Genomic DNA, 25,672 nt, shown 5'->3' with positions numbered 1-25,672 from the left:
TGCAACATGTTCTGGATCTGCTGCACCGACTCCTGGGTCCTGCGGGCCAGGTTGCGCACCTCGTCCGCCACCACCGCGAACCCCCGGCCGCCTTCCCCGGCGCGGGCTGCCTCGATGGCCGCATTCAACGCCAGCAGGTTGGTCTGTTCGGCGATCCCGCGGATCACCCCGGCGACCTGGGCGATATGCCCGTAGGTGGCCTGGATGCTGGCCTGCTCCCGGTCATGCAGGCTGGCGGCGGTCTTCTCGTCGCTGATCTCGCGCACCGCACCGGTCACCCAGGTCAGCCGTCCCTTGGCATCGCGCAGGCAGCGCCCGCGCTCGCGGAACCAAACCTCGCCACGGGTCTTGTGGCGCATGCGGTACTCCACCGCGTAGACACCGTCGCCACCACTGTCGACCATCGAGGCATTGAAGGCTTTCATCACGTTCTTCAGGTCGTCGGCATTGACCACGCCGAAGTAGCTGTCCCAGCCATCGGGAAACTCCTCGCGGCTGTAGCCGATCAGGGCGCGGAACTGCTCCGACCAGCGAATCACGTTGTGCGGATGGTCCGGATCACCGTTGACCACGTTCATCGCCCAGCAGCCTTCGGTAAGGGTGCGCTGGGTCAACTCCCAGACCTGGCGGTCTTCGCTCCAGCGCTCGCGCTCGGCACTCAACACCTGCAGTTGCTGTGCAACGGCATCGCGCTCCGTGGTCAGCTGCTGCACCCGCGCATCGGCCTCGGCCAGGCGCTGTTGCAGCGCATCCAGCTCATCCGCGGTGCACGGCGGTGCTACATAACCCTCGGCCTGCTGGCGAATCCGTTGCAGTTCGCTCCAGTCCCTTTGCAGATGTTCAAGCGTGCCGAGCAGCCGCGGCTGGCGCTGCAATAGCGGTGAATGGCCCGTAACAGAGCCATTGCGAGAAAGTTGTTCGAGCCACTGGCTGAGCTCGTTGGCCAGGTCGCTGGACGCTTTGCTGAACCACATCGTCAGGTTCTCCATGCAAAAGGGACAATCCCTGTCCCGATTACCTGCAATTTCCCATCCAGTTTCACGCACGCACCCGACGTTTTTCCGGATCGTAGGCGATGGTGCTGGCCGTCACGGTCGCGGTGATGCGTTTCTGCTGGCCATCGAGCTTGCCTACTTCGATCTGCATGCCTGGCGCGCAATGGGCCACGTCCAGGCGACACAGGGCGATGTTGCGCCCCAGCACGGGCGAGCGGGTGGCACTGGTGATGACCCCGACCTGGGCCCGGCCGACCCGCACGCAATCGCCGTGGGCCGCGGTTTCATTGCCCTCCAGCAGCAGCCCGACAAGGCGCCGCTGCGGCTCGGCACTGCGCCGCAACAGGGCGGTGCGGCCGATGAAGTCGGCCTGCTTGCTGTTCAGCGGTACGCAGAAGCCGATGCCGGCCTCGAACGGGTCGGTCTGGTCGCAGAAGTCGTAGCCGGAGAAGATCAGCCCGGCCTCGATGCGCAGCATGTCCAGCGCATCCAGCCCCAGCGGCACCAGCCCCAGCGGATCACCCAACTGCCAGAGCCGGGTCCAGATCGCCATGGCATCCCGTGGGTGACACCAGATCTCGTAGCCCAGCTCACCGGTATAACCGGTACGCGAAACCATCAGTGGCGGGCCGTTGTAGTCGTCGAGGCGCCCGGTGAGGAAGCGGAACCAGCCCAGGTCTTCCAGTGCCGGCTGGGTGCCCGGCGTCCAGATCATGCCCTTGAGCAGGGCACGGGCCAGGGGGCCCTGCACCGCTATATTGTGGATCTGCTCGGAAGCGCTCTTGACCCACACCTTCATGCCCAGCCGCGCCGCCTGCTCGCGCAACCAGTCGCCGGCATGCTCCTCGCCGCCGATCCAGCGGAACGCATCGGCGCCAAGGCGCAGGAGCGTGCCGTCATCGAGCATGCCGCCGTGCTCGTAGCACATGGCGCTGTACACTACCTGGCCCACCGCGAGCTTGCGCACGTCGCGGGTCAGGCAGTAGTCGAGCAGGGCCTCGGCGTCGGGGCCGAGCACTTCGAATTTGCGCAGCGCCGAAAGGTCCATCACCGCCACCCGTTCGCGGCAGCCATGGTACTCGGCGAGGGTGCCGTAGCCGTCGAACTGGCGCGGGGTCCAGAAGCCGCGGTATTCGGTGAATTGCCGGGTAAGGGCGCTGGTGCCGGGGTGGAAGCCGCTTTCGCGGGTCAGTTGCGCTGGAGCGTCGGGGGCTTTGCGAGTGGCCATGGCGAGACTGAAGCGCTCCTTGGCGCAATAGACGCGGATATGGATGTCGGTGGGCTGCCAGCCGTTGGCCGGGTCGATATCGTCCGGGCACGAGCTGCTGGCGCAGACCAGGTCGGTCATGGCGCGCAGCAGTACGTAGTCGCCGGGCCGCGACCAGGGTTCATCGACGGTCAGTTGCTGGTGGGCATCCACAGCGGTGTTGAAGAAAAAGTTGATCGCCGGCCAGCCCGCCCGCGGCGTCACGCCATGGCGGGCCAGCACTCGGCTGATGTTGTCGCTGCAGTTGTCATGGCCGAAATAGCCCTGGGCCTCGTAGTAGCGCGCCGTGCAGGCCAGGGCGAAAGTGTCGTGGCGGCCAACGGTATCGCGCACCACTTCGAGCATGGGTTGCAGGTTGCGGTCGTAGAAGCGGCTGAACAGGCCCGGGCCGGGATAGGCATTGCCGTTGAGCGTGCGCGTCACGGTCGGGTCCAGGTCGATCTGGGCGCCGCTGTCCAGGCCTCGCCGGTCGAAAGCGACGAAGTCCGAACACTGCCGGCCGGCCACATCCAGCACCTGGATGTACTGCCCGGCGCCGACCTGGTAGTCGCGGGCGGTGCCGGGGGTGATGGTGAACTCGTCCAGCACCTCGCCCAGCGGTGCGGGCAACGGCGGTACAAAGGCCGCCCGCGCAGTGGCCCGGCGTACCAGCAGGCGCAGTTCGCTGGCCCGCGCCTGGCTGTCCACCGGCGTGGCGCCGCCGGGGGCGGCCACCAGTACCAGCAGGTTTTCACCGCTATGGAACACCCGGCTGTGTCCCGCCGGTGTTGCCTCGGACCAGAGCCGTGCGGCGTCCGGCAACTGTCGGCAGTCGATGCCACGGCGGGCCAGTCCCGCCGTCACATGGGCTGCCTCGCGGCTGCCGTCATGCAGCAGATGGCCGATAAACGCCGCACCGGGGCTGGGGCGCAAGCCCAGGGCGCCGAGCGCCTGGCGGTTGCCGGCGAAGGCCAGTAGTTCGGCGCGCTGGTCGCCTTCGACGTCGATCACTTCCAGGCGATCACCGGGCTCCAGCTCCACTACCGTGAGCCCACCCGGCGCCACGCGGTGGCGTTCCACCAGCGGATTGCGGGCAAACAGCGCCGGCTCCTGCGGCCGTGAAATCACGGGTGCTTGCATGGGCTGCTCCTCAAGGTGCCGTGCGCTTGCCTGGGCCCGGCTGTTCGGCCAGGTAGGCCTCCAGCGAGTCGTCCAGCGCTTCCAGCCAGGGGGTGTGATGGGGCGTAGCGAGGGTTCCGGTGATCAGCGAGCGATGGCACTTGTCGCGGTAGCCCATGATGTTTTCGTACTTGTCATGCTTCCATTGCAGGAAGGTGCGGTTGACCTCGGCGATATCGAAGCTGGGATAGTCGGTGGCCGCGATCAACTGGCGAATGTATTCACCCTGGAATTCGAACATCTGCTGGGCGTTCTCCAGCTTCAGTTCCTCTTCGCGCCAGGCCTGGTCTTCGGCATGCATGGCGGCCTGGTCGGGCAGGGCGATGCGCCCGAGGATCACGTCGCGGGCATACCAGGCCTGGGCATCGAACATGTTGAAGCTGTACCACTGGTCCTGCATGCCGAGGTAGGCCAGCCGCGGGTTCTGCTCCCAGAACACGCCCTTGTACAGGTTCAGCGGCCACAGGCGGTTGTCGGTCTTCAGGCGCAGGTCTTCCGGAAGGAAGGGGAAATGGTGCTTGTATCCCGTGCAGAGGATGATCGCGTCGATGTGCTTGCTGCTGCCGTCGACGAAGAACGCGGTGCTGCCCGTGACGTGGGTCAACAAGGGTTTTTCCTCCCAGTTCTGCGGCCACTGGTAGCCCATGGGCGCGCTGCGGTAGCAACTGGTGATGCTGCGCGCGCCGTATTTGAAGCATTGCGAACCGATGTCCTCGGCGGAGTAGCTGCCGCCGACGATCAGCACGTCCTTGCCTTTGAATTCCAGGGCGTCGCGGAAGTCGTGGGCGTGCAGGATGCGTCCGGCGAAGCTTTCGAAGCCGGGGAAGCTCGGGACGTTGGGGGTGGAGAAGTGCCCGCTGGCGACCACCACGTAGTCGAAGGTTTCGCTGGAGGTCAGGTCGTCGGCGTAGCTGTGGGCGGTGACCACGAAGGTCTGGCTGTCGGCGTCGAAGCGCACATCGCGCACGGCGGTATTGAAGCGGATCAGCTCGCGCACCCCGGCTTTCTCCACCCGGCCCTTGATGTAGTCCCAGAGCACCTCTCTTGGCGGGTATGAGCCCATGGGCCGGCCGAAGTGCTCGTCGAAGCTGTAGTCGGCGAACTCCAGGCATTCCTTTGGCCCGTTGGACCAGAGGTAGCGATACATGCTGCCGTGAACCGGCTCGCCGTGCTGGTCGAGGCCGGTGCGCCAGGTGTAGTTCCACATCCCGCCCCAGTCGGCCTGCTTCTCGAAGCACACCAGCTCGGGGATGTCCGCGCCCTTGGCCCGGGCGGACTGGAAGGCTCGCAACTGGGCCAGGCCGCAGGGGCCGGCGCCGATGATGGCAACGCGTTGGTTCATGGTATCTACTCCGCATTCGGAACTGTAGTAATCCAGAGGGCGCCGCGGACCCTGTGGGAGCGGGTTTACCCGCGATGACGTCAGTGGGCCCTCCATCGCAATCGCGGGTGAACCCGCTCCCACAGGGTTCGCGGTGTGCTTGAGGGCTAGCGGAAAATCACCGTGCGCTCGCCGTTGAGGAACACCCGGTGCTCCAGGTGGTATTTCACCGCCCGCGACAGGGCCACGGTCTCGGTGTCGCGGCCGATGCGCACCAGGTCGTCGGGCAGCCAGGCGTGATCGACGCGCTGCACTTCCTGCTCGATGATCGGTCCTTCGTCGAGGTCCGAGGTGACGTAGTGGGCGGTTGCACCGATCAGCTTCACGCCCCGCGCATAGGCCTGGTGATAGGGCTTGGCGCCCTTGAACCCCGGCAGGAACGAGTGATGGATATTGATCGCCCGTCCCGAAAGCTGGCGGCACAGGTCATCGGAGAGGATCTGCATGTAGCGGGCGAGGACCACCAGTTCGGTGCCGGTTTCTTCCACCAGTTGCAGCAGCGCGGCCTCCTGCTGGGCCTTGGTGTCTTTGGTCACCGGCAGGTAGACGAAGCGGATGCCCTCGCGCTCGGCCATGGCCCGCAGGTCGAGGTGGTTGGAAACGATGGCGGTGATGCGCATGTCCAGCTCGCCTTTCTGATGGCGATAGAGCAGGTCGGTCAGGCAATGGTCGTACTTGCTGACCATCAGCAGCACCGGCATGGGCCGGTTGCCTTCGAACAGTTCCCAGTCCATGGCGAAGGGCACGGCGGTATCGGTGAAGCCTTCACGCAGGGCATCCAGCCCGGGCTTGATCCCGTCGTTGAACCGGAACACCGCGCGCATGAAGAAGCGCCCGGCCAGTTCGTCGTCGAACTGCGCCAGTTCGCTGATATAGCACTGGCGCCCGGCCAGGTAGGTGGTCACCGCCGCCACGATGCCGGAGGTGGCCGGGCAGCTGATCTTGAGGATGTAGTGGGTCATGGTCGTGGTCTCGTCAGCCCTTGGCGGTGCGCTTTTTCTTTTCCGGATCGTCGAACGGCAGGCTGTGGGCGATGGCCTTGGCGACGAGGCTGCCGCGCACTTCAAGGGGCAGGCCCTGGGTGGCGATCTGCGGCTCGACCCGGGCGATAGCCATGGAGCGTTCGGTCAGGCGCGAGTACATGGCGCAGGTGATCACCCCGACCTGGCGGCCGTCGTGCCACAGGGTGTCGCCGTTCTGCGCGGCACTGTGGCCGTCGAGCAGCACGCCGTAGATCCTGAAGCGCTCCTTGCCCTGCAGGCGCAGGTGCTCGCCGGCGCCACGGAAGTCCTGCTTGCCGGGGGACACGGTGAAGTCCAGCCCCAGTTCCCACAGGGTGTCGCCGGCCTTCTGGTCGGCGAAGGGGTACATCTGCGAGTTGTCGTAGGGGTAGAACAGCAGGTAGCTCTCGACCCGCAGCCAGTCCAGGGCCGTGAAGGCACAGGGAATGATGCCGTGGCCGGCGCCTTGCTCGAGGATGCTGTCCCAGATCAGCGGCGCATCGGCAGCCTTGCAGAAGATTTCGTAGCCGCGTTCGCCGGTGTAGCCGGTGCGGGAGATCATCACCGGGCGCTCGAACAGTTTGGTCTGCAGGTGATGGAAGTACGGCAGCTCGCGGATGCCGGGCACGTGCTCGGCGAGGAAGTCCACGGCCTTCGGCCCTTGCAGCGACAGGTCGTGCAGGTCGTCGTCGAACAGCACCGCCACCTGCCGGCCCTGGGCCGAGCGCACCAGCATCTCGTGGCCGCTGCCGGCGCCGTGGACCACCATGAAGGCATTGGGGCCGGTGCGGTAGACGATGCAGTCGTCGGCGAAGGTGCCGTCTTCATTGAGCATGCAGGCGTACACCGACTTGCCCGGATAGAGCCTGGAGATATCCCGGGTGGTGGCGTCCTGCAGCAGGCTTTCGGCGTGGGGGCCGACATAGTGGACCTTCTTCAGCCCGGAAACGTCCATCAGCCCGGCACGGGTACGGATGGCTTCGTGGTGGTCGGCAAGATCGCTGGCGTAGGTCCAGGCGGTGCCCATCCCGTTCCAGTCTTCGAGTTTCGAACCGAGCGCCAGGTGGCGTTCGCGGAGCGCGCTGATGCGCCAGGAGTTGGCCATGGTAAATGTCCTTTTGTCGTGATGAGTCGGGTTCAGGCTTGGGGATCGAACGGTCGTAGCCAGTCCAGCAGTGGCTGGCGGTACCGGCTGATGCCCTTGTAGTCGGCGATCGGCTCCGGCAGGTCGCGCATCACCCGGTACAGGCGTTGCGCCCAGGCCGGGTTGGTGACCAGTTCGTCCAGGCTGATGAGGTAGGTGCGGATGCTGAACATCAGCGCGTTGGAGCGCGGCAGGCGCACCATCAACTGCAGCTCGACCCGCAGGTGCACCAGGGCCCCGGCGTTGTCGGCGGTGACCTTGCCGCGGTCGCTGCCCCACTGGTGATACGTCTCGGGCGAGGTGTCCAGGCGCGGGTTGATGGTCAGGGTCCAGTTCAGGCGGCGCACCGGCTGGCCGACCTGGATGTTCAGCAGGTATTTCAAGGCCCGCTCGAACACGCCGGCGCGATGGGCCATGGGCACCGGCGCGTGCCATTGCTGGAAGCTCATGCCAGCGTCGAAGCGCAGCGACCAGTCGGCCGGGCAGGTGACCATGCCGGCGTCCATGAACAGGTCGTTGTCGCGCTGGTCGAGCAGGGCGAAGTCGCCCTGCATCTGCCGGGTGATGTACTCAAGAGGCTCGCACGGCAGGGTGGCCGGGTCGCCGAAGGTGAAGCGCTGGTCGATGCCCAGGGCCAGGTTCTGCCAGTGCCAGGCATCGCCGTCGCGGGCCAGGCGGAAGTATTGCGGGTAGTCCGTGGCCAGGCTTTGCATCAGCAGGGCCAGGCTGTCCCAGGCGGCCTGGGCCATGTGCGGCATCACCAGGCAGCGCTGCGGGTCCAGTTCGAGCACGCGGGCACGCTCGGCCATCTCCGAGACGTAATGCTCATCGACGTCGAACAGATGCTCGAACACCGAGCCGGGATCGCGGGAGGTGGCCGGCTCCAGGTTCACCGAGTACATGTACTGGTCTTCCGGGAACGGGAAGGGAAAGCGGGCGATGGCTTCGGCGCTGTTGGCGAAGCTGAAGTCGTCCCGGTAGGTTTCCAGTGGCTTGAAGGTCAGGGTCATGGCGAAGGCTCCGGGTCAGATATCCAGCAGGATCGGGCTGCCGCAGCCACGGGATACGCAGGGCATCAGGCTGGTGGCACGCTCGTTGGCGGCGAGGAAGTGGTCGCGGTGCTCGACGTCGCCTTTCAGGTAGGGCGTCTGGCACTGGCCGCACACGCCGCCACGGCACAGGTTGGGGATTTCGACGCCGGCGGCTTCGAGGGCTTCGAGCAGGCTTTGCTCGGCACCGACCTGCAACTGGCGGCCGCTGCGCTGCAGCTCGACGCTGAAGGGCAGGCCCGGTTCGGCCGCGGCAAAGGCTTCGCTGTGAACGCGGCGCGGACTCCAGCCCTGGGCGGCGGCCTGTTCGGCTATCGCCAGCAGCAGGGATTGCGGGCCGCAGCTGTAAACGTGGGCGCCCAGTGGGCGGTCCTTGAGCAGCGCCCGGGCATCCAGGCGACGGATGCCGGCGGGGTACTCGTGCAGGCGCGGGCCGAGCGACTGGCGCAGTTCGCCCAGGTAGGCATCGCTGCTGCCGCTGCGGTAGGCGTAGTGCAGCTCGAAGTCTTCGCCGCGGCGCAGCAGCTCGCGACTGTGGGCCATGAAGGGGGTGATGCCGATCCCGGCGGCCACCAGCAGGTGCTGCCGGGCCTTGCTGTAGAGCGGGAAGAGGTTGGCCGGGGCGCTGATGCGCAAGCGATCGCCACTGCACAGTACCTGGTGCAGGTAGCGCGAGCCGCCCCGGGAGTTGTCCTGATGGCGCACGGCGATGCGGTATTCGCTGTTGTCCGCCGGGTCGCCGAGCAGCGAATAGGCATTGCGCCGTCCATCGGGCAGGTGCACCTGGACGTGGCTTCCGGCGGAAAAGCCGGGCAGGGCGCCGTCGATGGCTTGCAGGCGGTACTCGCGGATCACCGGGGTCAGTTCATGGATGGCGGCGACGCGGACATCGATCATGGGCGGGGCTCTCCATTCGGCAGGTCGGCATACGGCAGGTCGGCATCGGCGCATACACCCAGGTAGGCGCCAAGGCGTTGCGAGAAGTGGCGCCGCACCTCCAGGTGTACGCCGCAGTGGGCGCAGGTCAGGGATTCGGCGGCGCTGGCCGGCTGGCACTGGGCGCAGTGCACGCAGAACACCCGGCGGCTGCCCGGCAGGCGGCTGAGAAGGATTTCATCGCCCTGCAGGCCGGCGGCCTGGGCCAGGGCTTGCAGCGGCCAGATGAACGCTTCGTCGCCGCGCAATTCCAGGCGCAGGCCGCAGCGGGCCAGTTCAAGGCGGGCGGCGAGGGCCTGCTGCAAGGCAGCGTTGCTGGCGTAATCGCCCTGCACCAGCTGCTGCGCGGCGGGATACCCGGCGTCGCGGTACTGCGTGACCAGCAGATCCGCCGGCCCGGCCTGGGGCTCGTAGCGGGGGACGCTGAAAGGATGATCGGTCATGGCTTTTCTCTGCGGCTGTTTCTTCTTGAGGGAAATAATTTCTCCTCAGGAAATTTCGCTCAATCCGCTAGAGGGGGTATGCCAAAAGGAGTAGTAGGCGCTGCAGGGCACGAAAGTTGCTGCCTTGGCAATCAATTCCCCAGGGGTGCAGGAGGAGAGGGATGGACAACGCCTTGCAGTCGCCCGTCGCGCGGGACGACCTCACCGAGCGCGAGGGCCAGACCCTGGCGCTGATCGGCGCGGGCCTGAGCAACAAGCAGATCGCCCGGGAACTGGGAATCAGCGACGGCACCGTGAAGATCTACGTGCGCAATCTGCTGCGCAAGTTCCGCCTCGGCTCGCGCCTGGCCCTGGCCACGAGGGTGCATCGCGGTGCACCGGTGATGCCTGCTGCACCGATTCCGTTCGCTTCCGGCCTGCTGGATGAACTGCCGGGGCTGATCTACCGCGGGCGCAACGACCGCACCTGGTACATGGAGTACGTTAGCGCAGGGTGCCTGCCATTGACCGGCTATCCACCGCAATACCTGACCTCCAGCCCGGAGCACAGCTACGGCTCGCTGATCCTCGATGAGTATGCGGAGTACATCTGGTACTGCGTGCAATGCGCACTGCTCAAGCACGAGCCCTATCAACTGAGCTACCGGATCCGCAGCGCCGGTGGGCAGATCAAGGACGTGTGGGAGACGGGGGTTGGCATCTATTCCGGCGACGGCGAGGTGCTGGGCGTCGAAGGGGCGATCTTCGAGCGGCTGGTGTGAGGTTCGCGTAGGCTGGAAAGCACTTGCCCGCATACGGGGCCTCGGTCATCCTGAGCCGCTTCCAGTCCCCGCCGAGGAACCCCAAGGTTTGCCCGAGTCACTGCCCAACCCGCTGTTGCAATACCTCGCCCGATTGGCCCCCTCCAGCCAGTTGACCATGAAATATGTGCTGCAGGACGCCGCCGACCGTCTCGGTTTCGACGAGTGCGATATCCGCGACGTGCCCTGGCATCAGCTCGAACCCGCGCATATCACCGATCTGGTTGCCGCCCTGCGCAGCGATGGCTACGCGCCTAACAGCACGTCGCTCTACGTCAATGCCGTTCGCGGCGTGATGAACGAAGCCTGGCGCCTGGGCCTGATCGACCAGGAGCGGCTGTTGCGCATTCGTGAAGTCAAGGGTGTGCAGGGCACCCGCCTGCCGGTGGGGCGCAACCTCAAGCGCAGCCTGATCCGCGAACTGATGGAGGTCTGCGCTGCCGATCCGCGGCCCCAGGGCCTGCGCGATGCGGCGCTGATCGCCTTGCTGTATGGCACCGGCATGCGCAAATCGGAGTCGGTGAACATCGACCTGGTGCAGGTGGACTTTGCCGAGCGCAGCCTGCAGGTGCTGGGCAAGGGCAACAAGCAGTTGATCAAGTACGCTCCGTCCTGGGCCTTCGAAAAGCTCGATGCCTGGCTGACGTTCCGTCGCCAGCAGTTACCGCCGGGCGTCCAGGACGATGGCTTCCTGTTCAACCGCATTCGCCGCGGCAGCCATATCACCCGCGAGCGCATCACCAAGCACGCGATCTACTACATCGCCCGCCAGCGCGGACAACAGGTGGGGGTGAAGATCATGCCCCACGATTTCCGCCGGTCGTTCATTACCCGGGTGATCGAGGAGCATGACCTGTCCATCGCGCAGAAACTGGCGCACCACAGCAATATCCAGACCACCGCCAACTACGATATGCGCGATGACAACGAGCGGCGCAGGGCGGTGGACCGGTATGACTATTGAAGCCTGGAAGACGCGGATGCCCTGGGTGAAATAGACATCAGGACCCGGCTTTCTGCAACGGTGCGGAAACGCTCTCCGTAGCCTGCCCGGAACGCCGCATCACATGGATCGCCGCCAGCGCCGCTACCACCAGCCCGGGCGAAGCGGCCAGCAGCACGCCGGCCGTCCCGGCACCGGCCGCGAGGATCTGCCCGGCCGCCAGCGGACCGCTCACCGAACCCAGGCGCCCGATGGCCACTGCCGCCCCGACACCGGTAGCGCGTACGGCGGTCGGATACAGCGGCGGGGCCAGCGCGTAGAGCACCAGTTGCGCGGCGATCACGAACAGTCCTGCGGCAAACCCGGCAATGGCCATGGCCGTCACGCCCACCGACAACCCCAGCCCGGCCAGCGATACGAGCAGGCCGGCATAGATGCACAGCGTGACCCGCTGCGGGCTGCCACGGTCCAGCAGCATGCCGCCCAGCAGCGAACCCAGCGCGCCGCCGATGTTGAACAGCATCTGCACCAGCCCGGCATCCGGCTTGCTGAAGCCCTGGCCGATCAGCAGCGACGGCAGCCAGTTGAGCAGCATGTACATCACGGTCAGGGTGAAGAAGTAGGCGAGCCACAGCATCAGCGTGGCACTGGCCCTGCCTTCGCCGAACAGCGCGCTGGACGTGGAAGGCCGTTGCAGCACCGCACCGGCCTGCTGGTAGGCGCGGGATTCCGGAAGCATGACCAGCATCAGCGGGACCGCGAGCAGAGGCGCGAGGCCACCGATGATAAAGGTCATCTGCCAGTGATCATGGGAGAACATCGCCACCACCGCTGCCAGCGCACCACCGAGCGGTACCCCGGAATACATGATGCTGATGGCGGTGCTGCGCCGTTGCTCGCCCACCGCTTCGGCGCACAGGGCGATCAGGTTGGGCAGGGCGGCACCCAGGCCCAGGCCGGTCATCAGCCGGGCCAGCAGCAACTGGTTATAGGTGGCGACATAGGCGGTCCACAGGGAGAACACGCCGAACAGGATGACCGCCGCCACCAGGACTTTCTTGCGCCCGATCCGGTCGGCCAGCCAGCCGCCGAAGAACGCTCCCGGCAACAGGCCGATGATGCTGGCACTGAATACCCAGCCGAGCATCTTCGGGTCCAGCTCGAAACTCTGGCGCAACCCGGCAGCTGCGGTGCCGGCCGATTGCAGGTCGAAACCCTCGATCAGCGCGACGATGAAACACAAAGCGATTGTCAGCGTCGGACGACGCAGTGAAGTGTCCATGGCATGGCCTCGTTCTTGTTGTTGTAGTTCTGCTTGCACCGGTCTCGGACACCGGCGTGAAAACAAGATAACAAGAATAACTATTTTTGCAGCTGGTTTTTTCTGATCGACGAGGCTTTTGAAGAGGCTTGCGCTAGACGCCGGCGCGACGGAAAATCCGTCGGTCTCGGCCGAATAGTTAATAAAATTAATGTTCGATTATCGGTCATTTACCGTTGACGGAGCCTGGCCGCCTTCCCATTCTCCGCTGCGAGGCGATGCCCGATGGATCGCCCGACTGCCAGAAAACAAAAACAACAAGAGTGGACTCCCCTTATGCAGCACTGCGTTCGTGATACCCGCGCTTTCCTGGCGCTGGCGGTGGCATTGGCCAGCACCCCGAGCCTGGCTGGCGGCTTCTTCGAAGACAGCCACGCCAACCTTGCGCTGAAAAACTACTACCTGGATCGCGACTACAAGGACGGCGGCGCCAAGAGCGCCGCGCGGGAGTGGGCACAGGGTTTCAATCTGTTCGTCGAGTCCGGCTTTACCGAAGGGCCGGTGGGCTTCGGCCTGGATGCCCGGGGCTTGCTGGGGTTGAAGCTGGATTCGGCGCCTGATCGCAGCGGCACCGAACTGCTGCCGGTGTCGAAAAGCGACAAGGTCGCGGCCGATGATTACTCGCGGCTGGCAATGACCGCCAAGATGAAGATCAGCCAGACCACGGTGAAGAGCGGCGACAACCTGATCTTCCTGCCGTTCGCCTTCGCCAGTCCGTCGCGCCTGCTGCCCCAGACATTCCGCGGCACCACCCTGAGTTCGAAGGAAATCGACGGCCTGACCGTCAACGCCGGCTACCTGGACCGTATCAACAAGCGCGACTCCACCAGCTACGAGCGCATGGCGATCGCCTCGCCCAATGGCCGCTTCCGTGGCGCGGAAACCTCGCCGCACATGCTCTATGCCGGTGCCGACTACCAGTTGAACAAGTCCCTCGGGTTTCGCGCCTATCATGCCGAGCTCAAGGACCTCTACCAGCAGGACACCCTGGCCGCACTCTACGAGCAGGGCATCGGTGACGGTACCTTCAGCGCCGACTTGCGCAGCTTCTTCAGCCGCGAGGACGGCCAGGCACGCGCGGGCAGGGTGGACAACGTCAACGCCTCGGCGATGTTCAGCTACCGCCTGGGCGGGCACAGGCTGGGTATCGGCTATATGCACTCCAGCGGCGATTCGGCCACGCCCTATGTGTCGGGTACCGAGTTGATGGGCATGAGCGAGCTGACCATGAGTTCGGACTTCCTCAATGCCAAGGAGCACACCTGGCAGGCGATCTACGACTACGACTTCGTCGCCCTCGGCGTGCCGGGGCTCAAGAGCCGGCTGCGCTACGTGCGCGGAGACAATATCGAACTGGCCTCGCTCAATGCCGACGACCGCAAGGAGCGTGAGTTCCAGATGGAGTTGGGCTACGTGATCCAGAGCGGGCCGATGAAGAACGTCGGGTTCCTGGCGAGGAAGTCGATCTACCGCAATGACTTCCCGACGGGCGCGGCGTTCAGGGACGAAAACCAGACCCGGTTCATCGTGACCTACACCTTGCCGATCTGGTAACCCGCATCTCACGGATGACACATGACCCTGTGGGAGCTAGCTAGATCAGACAGCATCATTGCCCTTGCCGGCCCCATCGCTGGCAAGCCAGCTCCCACAGGATTTAGAGCCTGGCACAAAACCTTGGCTGACTCGGACCTTGTGGGAGCTGGCTTGCCAGCGATTTGGCCAGATCAGGCAGCATCATTGGTCTTGCCGTCCCTATCGCTGCGGTGCTGCGGTTCGACAAGCCAGCTCCCACAGGGCCATGTGTTGTCCGTCAGTCCTGGTACACCTTCTTCAACAAGCGCAGCAACTCCGCGCGCTCGCTGTCATCCAGCGCCGCCGTGGCATCGCGGTCGCTGTCGCTGGCGATCTGCCGGAGTTCCTTGAGCAGCGCTTCCCCGGTCTTGCTCAGGAAGATCCCGTAGGAACGCTTGTCCGGCTTGCAGCGGATGCGCACCGCCAGCGCCCGCTCTTCCAATTTGTTCAGCAACGGCACCACCTGTGGCGGCTCGATGGCCAGGGCGCGGGCCAGGTCGGCCTGCATCAGCCCGGGGCTCTGGTCGATGATCGCCAGCGCGGAGAACTGCGCGGGGCGCAGGTCGTGCACCGCGAGCCGGGCGATCAGGTTCTGGAACAGCTTCAATTGGGCGCGGCGCAACGCGTAACCGATCAGGTCTTCGAGGGAGGCATCCAGCGCCGGGGCTGGCTCGGGGGCGGTGTCGGTGTTGCGGGCGGACCTTGCCATCGGAAGCAGAACTCCTTGGATCATGAATAAGAAAGTTACCCAGTTTGCCCGCCCGAAGGGGATATGGCTAGCGCGCTCAGCAAAGAAAGCCGTTCAACTGACTCACGCAAAAGGATAATTTTCATAATAGTTAATTGACATAACTAATTTGCTCGATTAGCTTGCTAACCATCACCTCGAACAACAAGAGTGCATCACATGAGCAACTACGAAGGCCGCTGGACCACCGTCAAGGTCGAACTGGAATCGGGCATCGCCTGGGTTACCCTGAACCGTCCGGACAAACGCAACGCCATGAGCCCGACCCTCAACCGCGAGATGGTCGATGTCCTGGAAACCCTGGAGCAGGACCCACAGGCCGGCGTGCTGGTACTGACCGGCGCGGGCGAGTCCTGGACCGCCGGCATGGACCTCAAGGAATACTTCCGCGAAGTGGACGCCGGCCCCGAGATCCTCCAGGAAAAGATCCGCCGCGAAGCCTCGCAATGGCAATGGAAGCTGCTGCGCATGTACGCCAAGCCGACCATCGCCATGGTCAACGGCTGGTGCTTCGGCGGCGGTTTCAGCCCGCTGGTGGCCTGCGACCTGGCAATCTGCGCCGACGAAGCCACCTTCGGCCTTTCGGAAATCAACTGGGGCATCCCGCCGGGCAACCTGGTGAGCAAGGCCATGGCCGACACCGTGGGCCATCGCCAGTCGCTGTACTACATCATGACCGGCAAGACCTTCGGCGGGCCGAAAGCCGCCGAGATGGGCCTGGTCAACGAAAGCGTGCCATTGGCGCAACTGCGCCAGACCACTCGCGAACTGGCGCTGAACCTGCTGGAAAAGAACCCGGTGGTCCTGCGCGCTGCCAAGAACGGCTTCAAGCGTTGCCGCGAGCTGACCTGGGAGCAGAACGAAGACTACCTGTACGCCAAGCTCGACCAGTCGCGCCTGCTGGACACCGAAGGCGGTCGCGAGCAGGGCATGAAGCAATTCCTCGACGACAAGAGCATCAAGCCGGGCCTGCAGGCGTATAAACGCTGAATGCCCACGGCGACGTCCAGCGACGTCGCCATCGCGTGCTTCCCGATAAAGACAACCAACGAGGAACGAGCATGTTGCAGGTGCCTTTGCTGATTGGCGGCGAGTCGCGTCCCGCCAGTGACGGACGAACCTTCGAACGGCGCAACCCGGTGACCGGCGCAGTGGTGTCGCGGGTGGCCGCCGCCACCCTGGACGACGCCGACGCGGCGGTTGCCGCGGCCAGTGCCGCTTTCCCGGCCTGGTCGCGCCTGGCCCCCAACGAACGCCGCAGCCGCCTGCTGGCCGCCGCCGATGCCTTGCAGGCGCGTACTTCGGAGTTCATCGCCGCCGCCGGCGAGACCGGCGCCATGGCCAACTGGTACGGATTCAACGTCAAGCTGGCCGCCGGCATGCTGCGTGAAGCAGCCTCCATGACCACCCAGATCACCGGCGAAATCATCCCCTCCGACGTGCCAGGCAGCCTGGCCATGGCCGTACGTGCGCCCTGCGGCGTGGTCCTGGGTATTGCGCCATGGAACGCCCCGGTGATCCTCGCCACCCGCGCCATCGCCATGCCTTTGGCCTGCGGCAATACCGTGGTGCTCAAGGCCTCCGAACTTAGCCCGGCGGTGCATCGGTTGATTGGCCAGGTGCTGCAGGACGCCGGCCTGGGCGATGGTGTGGTCAACGTGATCAGCAACGATCCGGCCGACGCGCCGAAGATCGTCGAGCGCTTGATCGCCAACCCGGCGGTGCGCCGGGTCAATTTCACCGGCTCGACCCATGTCGGGCGCATCGTTGGCGAACTGGCGGCGCGGCACTTGAAGCCGGCGCTGCTGGAACTGGGTGGCAAGGCGCCGTTCCTGGTGCTGGACGATGCCGACCTCGACGCCGCCGTCGAAGCGGCGGCCTTCGGTGCCTACTTCAACCAGGGCCAGATCTGCATGTCCACCGAACGCCTGGTGGTGGACGAGAAGATCGCCGACACCTTCGTCGACAAGCTCGCCGCCAAGATCGCCACCCTGCGCGCCGGCGATCCGCAGGACCCGGCCTCCGTGCTCGGTTCGCTGGTCGACAGCGGCGCCGGCGAGCGCATCAAGGCGCTGATCGACGATGCCGTGGAAAAGGGTGCACGCCTGGTCTGCGGCGGCCAGCTGGACGGCAGCATCCTGCAGCCGACCCTGCTGGACCGGGTGGACGCCAGCATGCGCCTGTATCGCGAGGAGTCCTTCGGTCCGGTGGTGGTGGTTCTGCGTGGTACGGACGACGAGGCGCTGTTGGCCCTGGCCAACGACTCCGAGTTCGGCCTGTCCTCGGCCATCTTCAGCCGCGACACCAGCCGCGCCCTGGCCCTGGCCCAGCGGGTCGAGTCGGGCATCTGCCATATCAACGGACCGACCGTGCACGACGAGGCGCAGATGCCGTTCGGCGGGGTCAAGTCCAGTGGCTACGGCAGTTTCGGCAGCCGCACTGCGATCGACCAGTTCACCCAGTTGCGCTGGATCACCCTGCAGCACGGTGTCCGTCACTACCCCATCTGATCCGCCCGGCAGTACCCGCCGCCTGGCGCATCCGGGTGGCGGCACGACAGACAACAAGAACAAGGAGCAACCTGCGTGAATTCCGAAGCCAGTCCACGGCCGACCGACCGTGCCCAACCTCCGCGCTATCGGCAGGTGTCCATCGGTCATCCCGAGGTTGAAGTCAGTGATGTCGGGGGCATCCTGCGCATGCGTGCGCTGGAGCCTTTGGCGCCGCTGCCTGCGCGCCTGCTCGAACGCCTGGAATACTGGGCCGAAGTACGCCCCGGGCAGACTTTTATCGCCGCCCGCGAAAACGGCGGTGCCTGGCGCGAGATCAGTTACGCCGCGATGCTCCGGCAGGTGCGGACCATCGCCGCTCACCTGCTCGACCTGGGCCTGAGCGCCGAGCGCCCGCTGGCGCTGTTGTCCGGCAATGACATCGAGCATCTGCAGATCGCCCTCGGCGCCATGTACGCGGGCATTCCCTATTGCCCGGTGTCGCCGGCCTACGCCTTGCTGTCGCAGGATTTCGCCAAGCTGCGGCATGTCTGCGAGGTGCTCACCCCGGGCGTGGTCTTCGTCAGCGATAGCCTGCCGTTCCAGCGTGGCATCGACGCGGTGCTGGAGCCCTCGGTGGCGGTGATCAGCGTGCGCGGCGTCGTCGAAGGGCGTCAGACGATCGATTTCGCTTCGCTGCTGGAGCCCACCGACCTGGACAGGGCCGATGCTGCCTTTGCCGCCACCGGCCCCGACACCATCGCCAAGTTCCTCTTCACCTCCGGCTCGACCAAGCTGCCCAAGGCGGTGATCACCACCCAGCGCATGCTCTGTGCCAACCAGCAGATGCTGCTGCAGACCTTCCCGGTGTTCGCCGAGGAGCCGCCGGTGCTGGTGGACTGGCTGCCGTGGAACCACACCTTCGGCGGCAGCCATAACCTCGGCATCGTCCTGTACAACGGCGGCAGCTTCTACCTCGATGCCGGCAAGCCGACGCCCCAGGGCTTCGCCGAGACCCTGCGCAACCTGCGCGAGATTTCGCCCACGGCTTACCTCACCGTGCCCAAGGGCTGGGAAGAGCTGGTCAAGGCGCTGGAACAGGACGCCGGGCTGCGCGAGGTGTTCTTTGCCCGCATCAAGCTGTTCTTCTTCGCCGCGGCGGGGCTGTCGCAAAGTATCTGGGACCGGCTCGACCGCATCGCCGAGCAACACTGCGGCGAACGCATCCGCATGATGGCCGGGCTGGGCATGACCGAGGCGGCGCCGTCCTGCACCTTCACCACCGGGCCGCTGTCCATGGCCGGCTATATCGGCCTGCCGGCGCCGGGGTGCGAGGTCAAGCTGGTGCCGGTGGGCGACAAGCTCGAAGGCCGTTTCCGCGGTCCGCACATCATGCCCGGCTACTGGCGCGCAGCGCAGCAGACCGCCGAAGTGTTCGACGACGAAGGTTTCTATTGCTCGGGCGACGCGATCAAGCTCGCCGACCCGCAGCAGAGCCAGCTCGGCCTGATGTTCGATGGCCGCATCGCCGAGGATTTCAAGCTTTCGTCCGGGGTCTTCGTCAGCGTCGGGCCGCTGCGCAACCGCGCGGTGCTGGAGGGCTCGCCCTATGTGCAGGACATCGTGGTGGCGGCGCCGGATCGGGAATGCCTGGGCATCCTGGTCTTCCCGCGCCTGCCCGAATGCCGGCAACTGGCGGGCCTGGATGGGCAGGCCAGTGACGCCGAGGTGCTGGCCAGCGCCGCGGTGCGCGCCTGGTTCGCCGACTGGCTGGAGCGCCTGAACCGCGATGCCCAGGGCAATGCCAGCCGCCTGGAATGGCTGGCCCTGCAGGACGAAGCACCTTCGATCGACCAGGGCGAGATCACCGATAAGGGCTCGATCAACCAGCGCGCCGTGCTGCAACGGCGCGCTGCCCAGGTCGAGGCGCTGTATCGCGGCGAGGCACCGGGCATACTGCGCGCCGGAGAAAAACCATGAGCCTGTGCAGCCGCTTCGACGATGTGGCGATCGTCGAGATGGCGCGTACGCCGTGGGTCGACCTCGGTGGTGCGCTGGCCGGCGTGTCGCCCATCGACCTGGGCATCCATGCGGGCAGGGCGGTGCTGGAACGGGCGGCGGTCGCCCCGGGCAGCGTCGACAGCGTGCTGGCCGGCAGCATGGCCCAGGCCAGTTTCGATGCGTACATGCTGCCCCGGCATATCGGCCTGTACAGCGGCGTGGCGCAGGCGGTGCCGGCGCTGGCGGTACAGCGGATCTGCGGCACGGGGCTGGAATTGCTGCGCCAGGCCGGCGAGCAGTTGCGTGACGGCGTGCAGCGGGTGCTGTGCGTAGGCGCGGAGTCGATGTCGCGCAACCCGATTGCGGCGTACGAGCACCGCGGTGGCTTCCGCCTGGGGGCGCCGGTCGGGTTCAGGGATTTTCTCTGGGAGGCACTGTACGACCCGGCGGCGGGCGTCGACATGATCGGTACCGCCGAGAACCTGGCCCGGGAATACGGGCTGGACCGGGAAGCGGTGGATGCCTGGGCCTTGCGCAGCCATCAGCGGGCCCTGTCCGCCCAGGCGGCCGGGTGGTTCGACGAGGAAATCGCCGCCGTACGCAGTGCAGTCTTCGAAGCGGACGATTGCCTGCCACGGGGGATCGAACTGCCCCGGGGCGTCAGCGAAGTCGTTCGTGACAGCCATCCCCGTACTACCGATGCCACCGCGCTGGCCCGGCTGCGGGCCATCCACGGGGGCGGCGTACAGACCGCCGGCAACAGTTGCGCGGTGGTCGATGGTGCAGCGGCGGCGCTGGTCTGCCGTTACTCGGCCTGCGAGCGGCCACCCTTGGCCCGGCTGTTGATGGCCACGGCCGTCGGCGTGCCGCCCCGGACCATGGGCATCGGTCCGGCCCCGGCGATCCGCCTGCTGCTGGAGCGCAGCGGCTTGCGCCTGGAGCAGATCGACCGCTTCGAGATCAACGAGGCACAGGCGGCACAGGTGCTGGCGGTGGCCCGTGCGCTGGAGCTGGACCCCGAGCGCCTGAACGTCCATGGCGGTTCCATCGCCCTCGGCCATCCGCTGGCGGCCACCGGCCTGCGCCTGGTGCAGACCCTCGCTCGCCAGTTGCGCGAAGGCAACCTGCGCTATGGCATCGCCGCGGCCTGCATTGGCGGCGGCCAGGGCATGGCGCTGTTGATCGAAAACCCCCAATTCGCTGCTTGAACGAGGTAACCCATGGCCTACCGGGCGCCCTTGGGCGATATGCAATTCGTGCTGCAACATTGGCTGCGCGCCGACCGCGACTGGCGGGAAATGCCGGCGTTCGCCGAGGTCGATCTCGACCTTGCCGGGCAGGTGCTGGAAGAGGCGGCGCGCTTCGCCAGCCAGGTCCTCGCTCCGCTGAACACCCCGGGTGATCGCCAGGGCTGCCGGCTGGTGGATGGCGAAGTCATCACCCCGGAGGGTTTCCCGGCGGCTTACCGCGCCTATGTCGAAGGCGGCTGGCCGGCGCTGGCCTGCGCGGTGGAGCAGGGCGGCCAGGGCCTGCCCCAGGTACTGGATGCGGCGCTGCTGGAAATGCTCTACGCCAGCAACCATGCCTGGGCCATGTACACCGGGATCTCCCATGGCGCCTATCTGTGCCTGAAGACCCACGCTTCGCCCGAATTGCAGGCGCGTTATCTGCCCGGCATCGTCAGCGGCGAGACCTTGCCCACCATGTGCCTGACCGAGCCCCAGGCCGGCAGCGATGTCGGTCTGCTGCGCTGTCGCGCCGAGCCGCTGGACGACGGCAGCTATGCAGTCAGTGGCAACAAGCTGTTCATCTCCGGTGGCGAGCATGACCTGAGCCACGACATCCTTCATCTGGTCCTCGCCCGCTTGCCGGATGCACCTGCCGGCAGCAGGGGCGTGTCGCTGCTGCTGGTGCCGAAATGGCTGGACGGCGGCGAGCGCAACGGCGTGCATTGCGATGGCCTGGAACACAAGCTCGGCATTCGCGGCAGCGCCACTTGTGCCTTGCGTTTCGAAGGCGCTCGCGGCTGGCTGGTGGGCCGGCCCCACGGCGGGCTGGCGGCGATGTTCGTGATGATGAACTCGGCGCGCCTGCATGTTGGCTTGCAGGGGCTGGGACATGCCGAAGCGGCCTGGCAAGTGGCCCGGGACTACGCCCTGGAGCGACGACAGATGCGCGCCCCCAGGCATCCCGAGGGCGTCGCGCCGGCACTGGCCGACCCGATCCACCTGCACCCGGCCATGCGCCGGATTCTTCTGGAACTGCGGGTGCGTACCGAAGGCATGCGCGCCATCTGCTACTGGGCCGCGCATTGGCTGGATATCGCCGCCGAAGCGGCTGACCCGGCGCAGCGTGACAAGGCCGAGACCCTCGGAGCGTTGCTCACGCCTATCGTCAAGGCCAGCTTCACCAGCCAGGGATTCGAGCTGGTGAGCAAGGCGTTGCAGGTGTTCGGCGGGTACGGCTACACGGCGGAGTTCCCCATCGAACAGACCCTGCGCGACAGCCGCATAGCCATGATCTACGAAGGCAGCAACGAGATTCAGGCCAACGACCTGCTGCTGCGCAAGGTGCTCGGCGATGGGGGCGAGGGCTTCGGCCTGCTGCTCGCCGAGCTGCGCGCGGAAGCGCAGGCGAGCGGCTCGGTGTACGCCGATGCGCTGGGCGAGGTGTGCGACGGGCTGGAAGGATTGCTGCCGGAGCTGCAGGCGTTCAGTGCCGGGGATAGCGAATATCCGTACCGGGCCGCGGGGGACTTCCTGCAACTGTGTTCGATCAGCCTGCTGGCCTTTGCCTGGGCCAGAAGCGCCCGCTGTGCCGAGGGGCTGGCGCAGCCGCTGCGGCGGGAGAAGCTGGAGAGTGCCGGGTTCTGCTTCGATTATCTGTTGCCGGAGTTCGATCGGCAGATGGCGGCTGTGCGGGCGGCGCGGGCGCCATTGCCCTTCATTGGCTGATCCGGCCTCATCGCTGGCAAGCCAGCTCCCACAGCGGACACTGTGGGAGCTGGCTTGCCAGCGATGAGGCCCGAGAGATTTCACAAAAATTTCACTTTATTTCGAACTTTCCTACAGACCATGCCCTCGAAGCCCTGCATTCGTTAATACGTTTACCGTCATGGAGGCTTCACCAATGCGTACCCGTAACCTGCTCGCCCCGACCTGCATCCTGGCCCTGCTGGGGGCTCCCCTGGCTGCCGTCGCCGCGCCGAGCACCGACCCGCTGTTTACCCTCGGTCTGACGGGCAGCTACGACAAGTTCAAGTTCGAAGGCGGCAGCGAATCCGACGACAGCCATATGGGCCAGGGCGGAGTATTCGCCACCTTCGGCAACAAACTCACCGCCGAATCCGGTTTCATCTACCAGATCGGTGCCGAGGCCAAGTACGGCAAGAAGAACGACAACAAGCTCAAGGAAGCCCAGGCCGACCTCGACCTCGGCTGGCGTGCCGCGCTGGATGCGCGCAACTTCGTCGATGTCAGCGTGGGTGGCGGCTACGGTTGGTCGCGCTTCGAGCCGGACATCAACGACATCGACACCAAGCTCACCGTCAAATCGCCATTCGCCAAGGCTGCACTGGGCTACAACCACCAGTTCGATGCCTCGACCCTGCGCGTCGAAGTCGGTGCCCGCCACACCATCGATGGCCGTGCGCGCCTGAAGGTCGAGGATTTCGGCAGCGATAGCGTCGACCTGAAGGACCGCACCAACCCCTACGCCGAAGTCAGCCTGCTGATGAACCAGCAGGGCGGCATGCCGATCCAGGTCGGTGCCTACTACACCCGTACCGAATACAAGCTGGACGAGGATTCGGCAGTGGCCGACAACACCAAGCTCAAGCGTGACGAGTTTGGCGTGAAGGTGGGTCTGGCGTTCTGATGCAGTAGCAAATCCCTGTGGGAGCTGGCTTGTCGGATCGCCGCACCGCAGCGATGAGGCCAGACCGGACAACTGTGTTGCCAGTGGGGCCCTATCGCTGGCAAGCCAGCTCCCACAGGGTCCGAGGTGTTTGTTCGAGAAGCAGCAATCCACTGCTGAGTCACTGTTCCTGACAAAGCAGTCAAATCCCCATCCCCGCCACAGCCCTTGATTCACAAGCCCCCCAGCCTCTGGCACGGGCATTGCCATGGTGCAGCCAGTCCGTAATCAGAGAGCTGCCCATGACCCTCCCTTTGCGCCGCCAGCCCCTGGCGCTGTTGATCGCCACGACCTTGCTACCCATCCACGCCGCCCTGGCTGATGACACCGACAAGCCCGATGCCCTGCCCACCGTGACCGTCACCGCGCAGAAGCGCGAAGAATCGTTGCAGGACGTCGCCGCTGCGGTTTCCGCGGTGTCCGGCAAGAGCATCGAACAGACCGGTGGCGGCTTTACCGCCGGCAAGGCCCTGCAGGATGTGCCCAACGCCATCGCTCCCGAGTTCGCCGGCAACCAGCGGCCACGCTGGTACATCCGCGGCATGGGCTCCGGCGATATGGCCTCGACCACCGTTTACCCGGTGGGCATCTATGTCGATGACACCTATATCAGCCCGCATATCGCCACCGGCGGTCCGCTCTACGACCTGGAACGGGTGGAAATCCTGCGCGGGCCCCAGGGCACCCTGTGGGGCAAGAACACCACGGGCGGGGCGATCAACTTCGTCTCGCGCAAGCCGCAGTTCGAAGAGGGCAACGGCTACTTCAAGCTCGATGCCGGGAATTATGATTCGCGCCTGTACGAGGGGGCCTATGGCGGCACGCTCGTCGATGATCGCCTGGCCGCCCGGGTGGCCTTCGTCGACCAAAGCAAGGACGGCCAGTTGAAGAACATCGTCGATGGCCACACCGTCGGCGACGTGCATGACCAGGCGGTGCGCGCGCAGATCCTCGCCCGCCTGAGCGACGACCTCGATGCCACCCTGCAGATCCGTTCCCGCGACTACAAGGGCCAGGGTATCGCCACCCGTGCCTGGGGCGCTGGCCCTGGCGGCACCACGCTGTTCGGCCCGGCGCCTGCGCTCAAGGACGATGAAGCCGCCTTCACCGGCAAGGGCGAGGACCGCATCGAGCACAACGGCGTGCAGCTCAACCTGCACTGGGACCTTGGCGAGCTGGCCCTGGATTCGATCACCGCCTTCGACGACATCCAGGAAAAGGCCCAAGGTCCGAACATGGGCATCTACGAGTTCGGCCGCTCCTGGGGTGACGATCACTGGCGCCAGGTGTCCCAGGAACTGCGTCTGTCCTCGGCCAGGAACCAGCCTGTGAGCTGGATCGTCGGCACCCACCTGTTCCACGAAAGCCTCGACAGCACCAGCAGCAGCGCGATCCTGCCCACCGCCTACAATGCGCCTTTCGGTGTTGCCAGCTATGGCCGCACCGACCTCGACCAAAGCACCACCAGCTACGCGCTGTTCGGCAGCAGCACCTGGCAGGCCAGCGATGATCTGAGTTTCACCCTGGGCTTGCGCTGGACCCGCGAGACCAAGGACATCGACCTAAATCGGGTCGCTTCGCCGGATGCTGCGGACGTGTCCTTCGCCAGCAGCAACCGGTGGTGGAAGACCTACACCGGTACCCTGGCCACGGTCGCCACCCAGGACGAGAAACGCACCTGGAACAAGCTGACCTACGACTTCACCCCCGAGTACCAGCTCAATGACAACGCCCGGGTGTACTTCCGTTATGCCAAGGGCTTCCGCTCCGGCGGCTTCAATGGCGGCGCTACGGTGCAGGCGGAGACGTCGGTGGTGGCGCCGGAGAACGTCGATGCCTACGAACTGGGGATCAAGAGCGAATGGTTCGACGAGCGCCTGATCGCCAACGCCAACGTCTTCTATTACGACTATGCCGATATCCAGGTGAACACCGTCTCGGTGAGCAACGGGCAGGTGGTGTCGCTGCTGACCAACAGCGGTGCGGGGGTGATTCGCGGGGCCGAATTCGAACTGCAGGCACTGCCGTTGCAGAACCTGCAACTGCGCGGCTCGCTGGGCCTGCTGCATACCGAACTGAAGGACTTCTCCTCGCCGGGCGGTCCGGACTACTCGGGCAACCGCATTGCCCGCTCGCCGGAGCGGACCCTGTCGGTGGGGGCGAGCTACCGGATCCCGCTGGAAGGCGGTGATGCCGTGACCCTGGACAACAGCTGGCGCTACCAGAGCCGCATCTACTTCCTGCCGACCGCCCAGGAGGACCATAGCGTGTCGCAGGGCGGGTACACGCTGGGCAATGCCAGCCTGACCTATCACTTCGCCGGCAAGCAGGACCTGGACCTGAGCGCTTATGTGAACAACCTCACCGACAAGCGCTACAAGACCGACAGCGTGCCGCTGCCGTTCGATATCGCCTGGGATGCGCGAGGGGATCGCAGGACTTATGGGGTGTCGGTGACTACCCACTTCTGATGGTGTCTGTACTGGCCTCATCGCTGGCAAGCCAG

Annotated in this window: 19 protein-coding genes and 2 pseudogenes; 10 read left to right on the top strand and 11 right to left on the bottom strand. The window is 65.6% G+C overall.

Annotated features, from left to right (window positions below):
• From N7650_RS23730 to N7650_RS23690, 9 genes and pseudogenes are all read right to left on the bottom strand, one after another.
• A pseudogene (locus N7650_RS23730) lies at positions 1-167 on the bottom strand (methyl-accepting chemotaxis protein); the annotation flags it as partial.
• Between the two features lie 126 nt (positions 168-293).
• A pseudogene (locus N7650_RS23725) lies at positions 294-578 on the bottom strand (PAS domain-containing protein); the annotation flags it as partial.
• Between the two features lie 460 nt (positions 579-1,038).
• Positions 1,039-3,381 (bottom strand): DUF1989 domain-containing protein, encoded by a 2,343-nt coding sequence (locus tag N7650_RS23720; protein ID WP_009397867.1) that lies wholly within the window; start codon positions 3,379-3,381, stop codon positions 1,039-1,041.
• Positions 3,382-3,391: 10 nt separating this feature from the next.
• Complete coding sequence (locus N7650_RS23715; protein ID WP_009397866.1) at positions 3,392-4,762, bottom strand: NAD(P)/FAD-dependent oxidoreductase; 1,371 nt, start codon at positions 4,760-4,762, stop codon at positions 3,392-3,394.
• 146 nt (positions 4,763-4,908) lie between these two features.
• Positions 4,909-5,763 carry a formyltetrahydrofolate deformylase gene (gene purU, locus N7650_RS23710; protein WP_009397865.1) on the bottom strand — a complete coding sequence of 285 codons (855 nt, stop codon included), beginning with the start codon at positions 5,761-5,763 and terminating at the stop codon, positions 4,909-4,911.
• A gap of 13 nt (positions 5,764-5,776) precedes the next feature.
• Positions 5,777-6,907, bottom strand: coding sequence for an aminomethyltransferase family protein (locus N7650_RS23705; protein ID WP_009397864.1), 1,131 nt, complete (start codon positions 6,905-6,907; stop codon positions 5,777-5,779).
• Positions 6,908-6,939: 32 nt separating this feature from the next.
• Entirely contained in the window at positions 6,940-7,956 is a 1,017-nt protein-coding gene (locus N7650_RS23700; RefSeq protein WP_009397863.1) for a DUF3445 domain-containing protein, read from the bottom strand.
• Positions 7,957-7,971: 15 nt separating this feature from the next.
• Positions 7,972-8,892 carry a PDR/VanB family oxidoreductase gene (locus N7650_RS23695; RefSeq protein WP_009397862.1) on the bottom strand — a complete coding sequence of 307 codons (921 nt, stop codon included), beginning with the start codon at positions 8,890-8,892 and terminating at the stop codon, positions 7,972-7,974.
• Entirely contained in the window at positions 8,889-9,374 is a 486-nt protein-coding gene (locus tag N7650_RS23690; RefSeq protein WP_009397861.1) for a dimethylamine monooxygenase subunit DmmA family protein, read from the bottom strand. The genes N7650_RS23695 and N7650_RS23690 overlap by 4 nt, the downstream gene beginning before the upstream one ends.
• A gap of 161 nt (positions 9,375-9,535) precedes the next feature.
• On the opposite strand from N7650_RS23690, the gene N7650_RS23685 reads away from it, so the two are divergent.
• Complete coding sequence (locus tag N7650_RS23685; protein WP_279900262.1) at positions 9,536-10,135, top strand: LuxR C-terminal-related transcriptional regulator; 600 nt, start codon at positions 9,536-9,538, stop codon at positions 10,133-10,135.
• A gap of 88 nt (positions 10,136-10,223) precedes the next feature.
• The gene (locus N7650_RS23680) at positions 10,224-11,138 is read left to right on the top strand and encodes a tyrosine-type recombinase/integrase (protein ID WP_279900261.1); all 915 of its coding nucleotides are present in this window, start codon (positions 10,224-10,226) and stop codon (positions 11,136-11,138) included.
• Between the two features lie 37 nt (positions 11,139-11,175).
• On the opposite strand, the gene mhpT is transcribed toward N7650_RS23680, so the two are convergent.
• Positions 11,176-12,399: a 3-(3-hydroxy-phenyl)propionate transporter MhpT gene (gene mhpT / locus N7650_RS23675; protein WP_009397855.1), complete on the bottom strand. Its 1,224-nt coding sequence runs from the start codon at positions 12,397-12,399 to the stop codon at positions 11,176-11,178.
• Between the two features lie 315 nt (positions 12,400-12,714).
• Between mhpT and N7650_RS23670 the strand changes: the two genes are divergently transcribed.
• The gene (locus tag N7650_RS23670; protein WP_009397853.1) at positions 12,715-13,992 is read left to right on the top strand and encodes an OprD family porin; all 1,278 of its coding nucleotides are present in this window, start codon (positions 12,715-12,717) and stop codon (positions 13,990-13,992) included.
• Between the two features lie 259 nt (positions 13,993-14,251).
• Here the strand turns inward: N7650_RS23670 and N7650_RS23665 are convergent, their stop codons facing one another.
• The gene (locus N7650_RS23665; RefSeq protein WP_009400867.1) at positions 14,252-14,722 is read right to left on the bottom strand and encodes a MarR family transcriptional regulator; all 471 of its coding nucleotides are present in this window, start codon (positions 14,720-14,722) and stop codon (positions 14,252-14,254) included.
• A gap of 198 nt (positions 14,723-14,920) precedes the next feature.
• On the opposite strand from N7650_RS23665, the gene N7650_RS23660 reads away from it, so the two are divergent.
• From N7650_RS23660 to N7650_RS23630, 7 genes are all read left to right on the top strand, one after another.
• Positions 14,921-15,751, top strand: coding sequence for a p-hydroxycinnamoyl CoA hydratase/lyase (locus N7650_RS23660; RefSeq protein WP_009400868.1), 831 nt, complete (start codon positions 14,921-14,923; stop codon positions 15,749-15,751).
• A 71-nt stretch (positions 15,752-15,822) separates the two neighbouring features.
• Positions 15,823-17,271 carry an aldehyde dehydrogenase gene (locus N7650_RS23655; protein WP_279900258.1) on the top strand — a complete coding sequence of 483 codons (1,449 nt, stop codon included), beginning with the start codon at positions 15,823-15,825 and terminating at the stop codon, positions 17,269-17,271.
• Between the two features lie 75 nt (positions 17,272-17,346).
• Positions 17,347-19,230, top strand: a complete 1,884-nt coding sequence (locus N7650_RS23650; RefSeq protein WP_279900257.1) for a feruloyl-CoA synthase — start codon at positions 17,347-17,349, stop codon at positions 19,228-19,230.
• Entirely contained in the window at positions 19,227-20,459 is a 1,233-nt protein-coding gene (locus tag N7650_RS23645; protein WP_279900256.1) for a thiolase family protein, read from the top strand. Before N7650_RS23650 ends, N7650_RS23645 begins: the two co-directional genes overlap by 4 nt.
• 12 nt (positions 20,460-20,471) lie before the next feature.
• A complete protein-coding gene (locus N7650_RS23640) occupies positions 20,472-22,205 on the top strand; it encodes an acyl-CoA dehydrogenase (protein WP_279900255.1) in 1,734 nt (577 codons plus the stop codon).
• A 175-nt stretch (positions 22,206-22,380) separates the two neighbouring features.
• Positions 22,381-23,127: an outer membrane beta-barrel protein gene (locus tag N7650_RS23635; protein ID WP_009400890.1), complete on the top strand. Its 747-nt coding sequence runs from the start codon at positions 22,381-22,383 to the stop codon at positions 23,125-23,127.
• 281 nt (positions 23,128-23,408) lie between these two features.
• Positions 23,409-25,637 carry a TonB-dependent receptor gene (locus N7650_RS23630; RefSeq protein WP_009400892.1) on the top strand — a complete coding sequence of 743 codons (2,229 nt, stop codon included), beginning with the start codon at positions 23,409-23,411 and terminating at the stop codon, positions 25,635-25,637.
• The last annotated feature ends 35 nt before the right edge of the window (positions 25,638-25,672 follow it).

Source organism: Pseudomonas sp. GD04058 (genome assembly GCF_029836855.1).
Lineage (GTDB): Bacteria > Pseudomonadota > Gammaproteobacteria > Pseudomonadales > Pseudomonadaceae > Aquipseudomonas > Aquipseudomonas bharatica.
The sequence above is the reverse complement of the archived record's forward strand: the minus strand, read 5'-3'. Positions and strand labels throughout refer to the sequence as shown.

Coding starts and splice junctions, on each gene's coding strand:
- N7650_RS23720 (WP_009397867.1), bottom strand. CDS start 3,381: ATGCAAGCACCCGTGATTTCACGGCCGCAGGAGCCGGCGCTGTTTGCC.
- N7650_RS23715 (WP_009397866.1), bottom strand. CDS start 4,762: ATGAACCAACGCGTTGCCATCATCGGCGCCGGCCCCTGCGGCCTGGCC.
- purU (WP_009397865.1), bottom strand. CDS start 5,763: ATGACCCACTACATCCTCAAGATCAGCTGCCCGGCCACCTCCGGCATC.
- N7650_RS23705 (WP_009397864.1), bottom strand. CDS start 6,907: ATGGCCAACTCCTGGCGCATCAGCGCGCTCCGCGAACGCCACCTGGCG.
- N7650_RS23700 (WP_009397863.1), bottom strand. CDS start 7,956: ATGACCCTGACCTTCAAGCCACTGGAAACCTACCGGGACGACTTCAGC.
- N7650_RS23695 (WP_009397862.1), bottom strand. CDS start 8,892: ATGATCGATGTCCGCGTCGCCGCCATCCATGAACTGACCCCGGTGATC.
- N7650_RS23690 (WP_009397861.1), bottom strand. CDS start 9,374: ATGACCGATCATCCTTTCAGCGTCCCCCGCTACGAGCCCCAGGCCGGG.
- N7650_RS23685 (WP_279900262.1), top strand. CDS start 9,536: ATGGACAACGCCTTGCAGTCGCCCGTCGCGCGGGACGACCTCACCGAG.
- mhpT (WP_009397855.1), bottom strand. CDS start 12,399: ATGGACACTTCACTGCGTCGTCCGACGCTGACAATCGCTTTGTGTTTC.
- N7650_RS23670 (WP_009397853.1), top strand. CDS start 12,715: ATGCAGCACTGCGTTCGTGATACCCGCGCTTTCCTGGCGCTGGCGGTG.
- N7650_RS23665 (WP_009400867.1), bottom strand. CDS start 14,722: ATGGCAAGGTCCGCCCGCAACACCGACACCGCCCCCGAGCCAGCCCCG.
- N7650_RS23660 (WP_009400868.1), top strand. CDS start 14,921: ATGAGCAACTACGAAGGCCGCTGGACCACCGTCAAGGTCGAACTGGAA.
- N7650_RS23655 (WP_279900258.1), top strand. CDS start 15,823: ATGTTGCAGGTGCCTTTGCTGATTGGCGGCGAGTCGCGTCCCGCCAGT.
- N7650_RS23645 (WP_279900256.1), top strand. CDS start 19,227: ATGAGCCTGTGCAGCCGCTTCGACGATGTGGCGATCGTCGAGATGGCG.
- N7650_RS23640 (WP_279900255.1), top strand. CDS start 20,472: ATGGCCTACCGGGCGCCCTTGGGCGATATGCAATTCGTGCTGCAACAT.
- N7650_RS23635 (WP_009400890.1), top strand. CDS start 22,381: ATGCGTACCCGTAACCTGCTCGCCCCGACCTGCATCCTGGCCCTGCTG.
- N7650_RS23630 (WP_009400892.1), top strand. CDS start 23,409: ATGACCCTCCCTTTGCGCCGCCAGCCCCTGGCGCTGTTGATCGCCACG.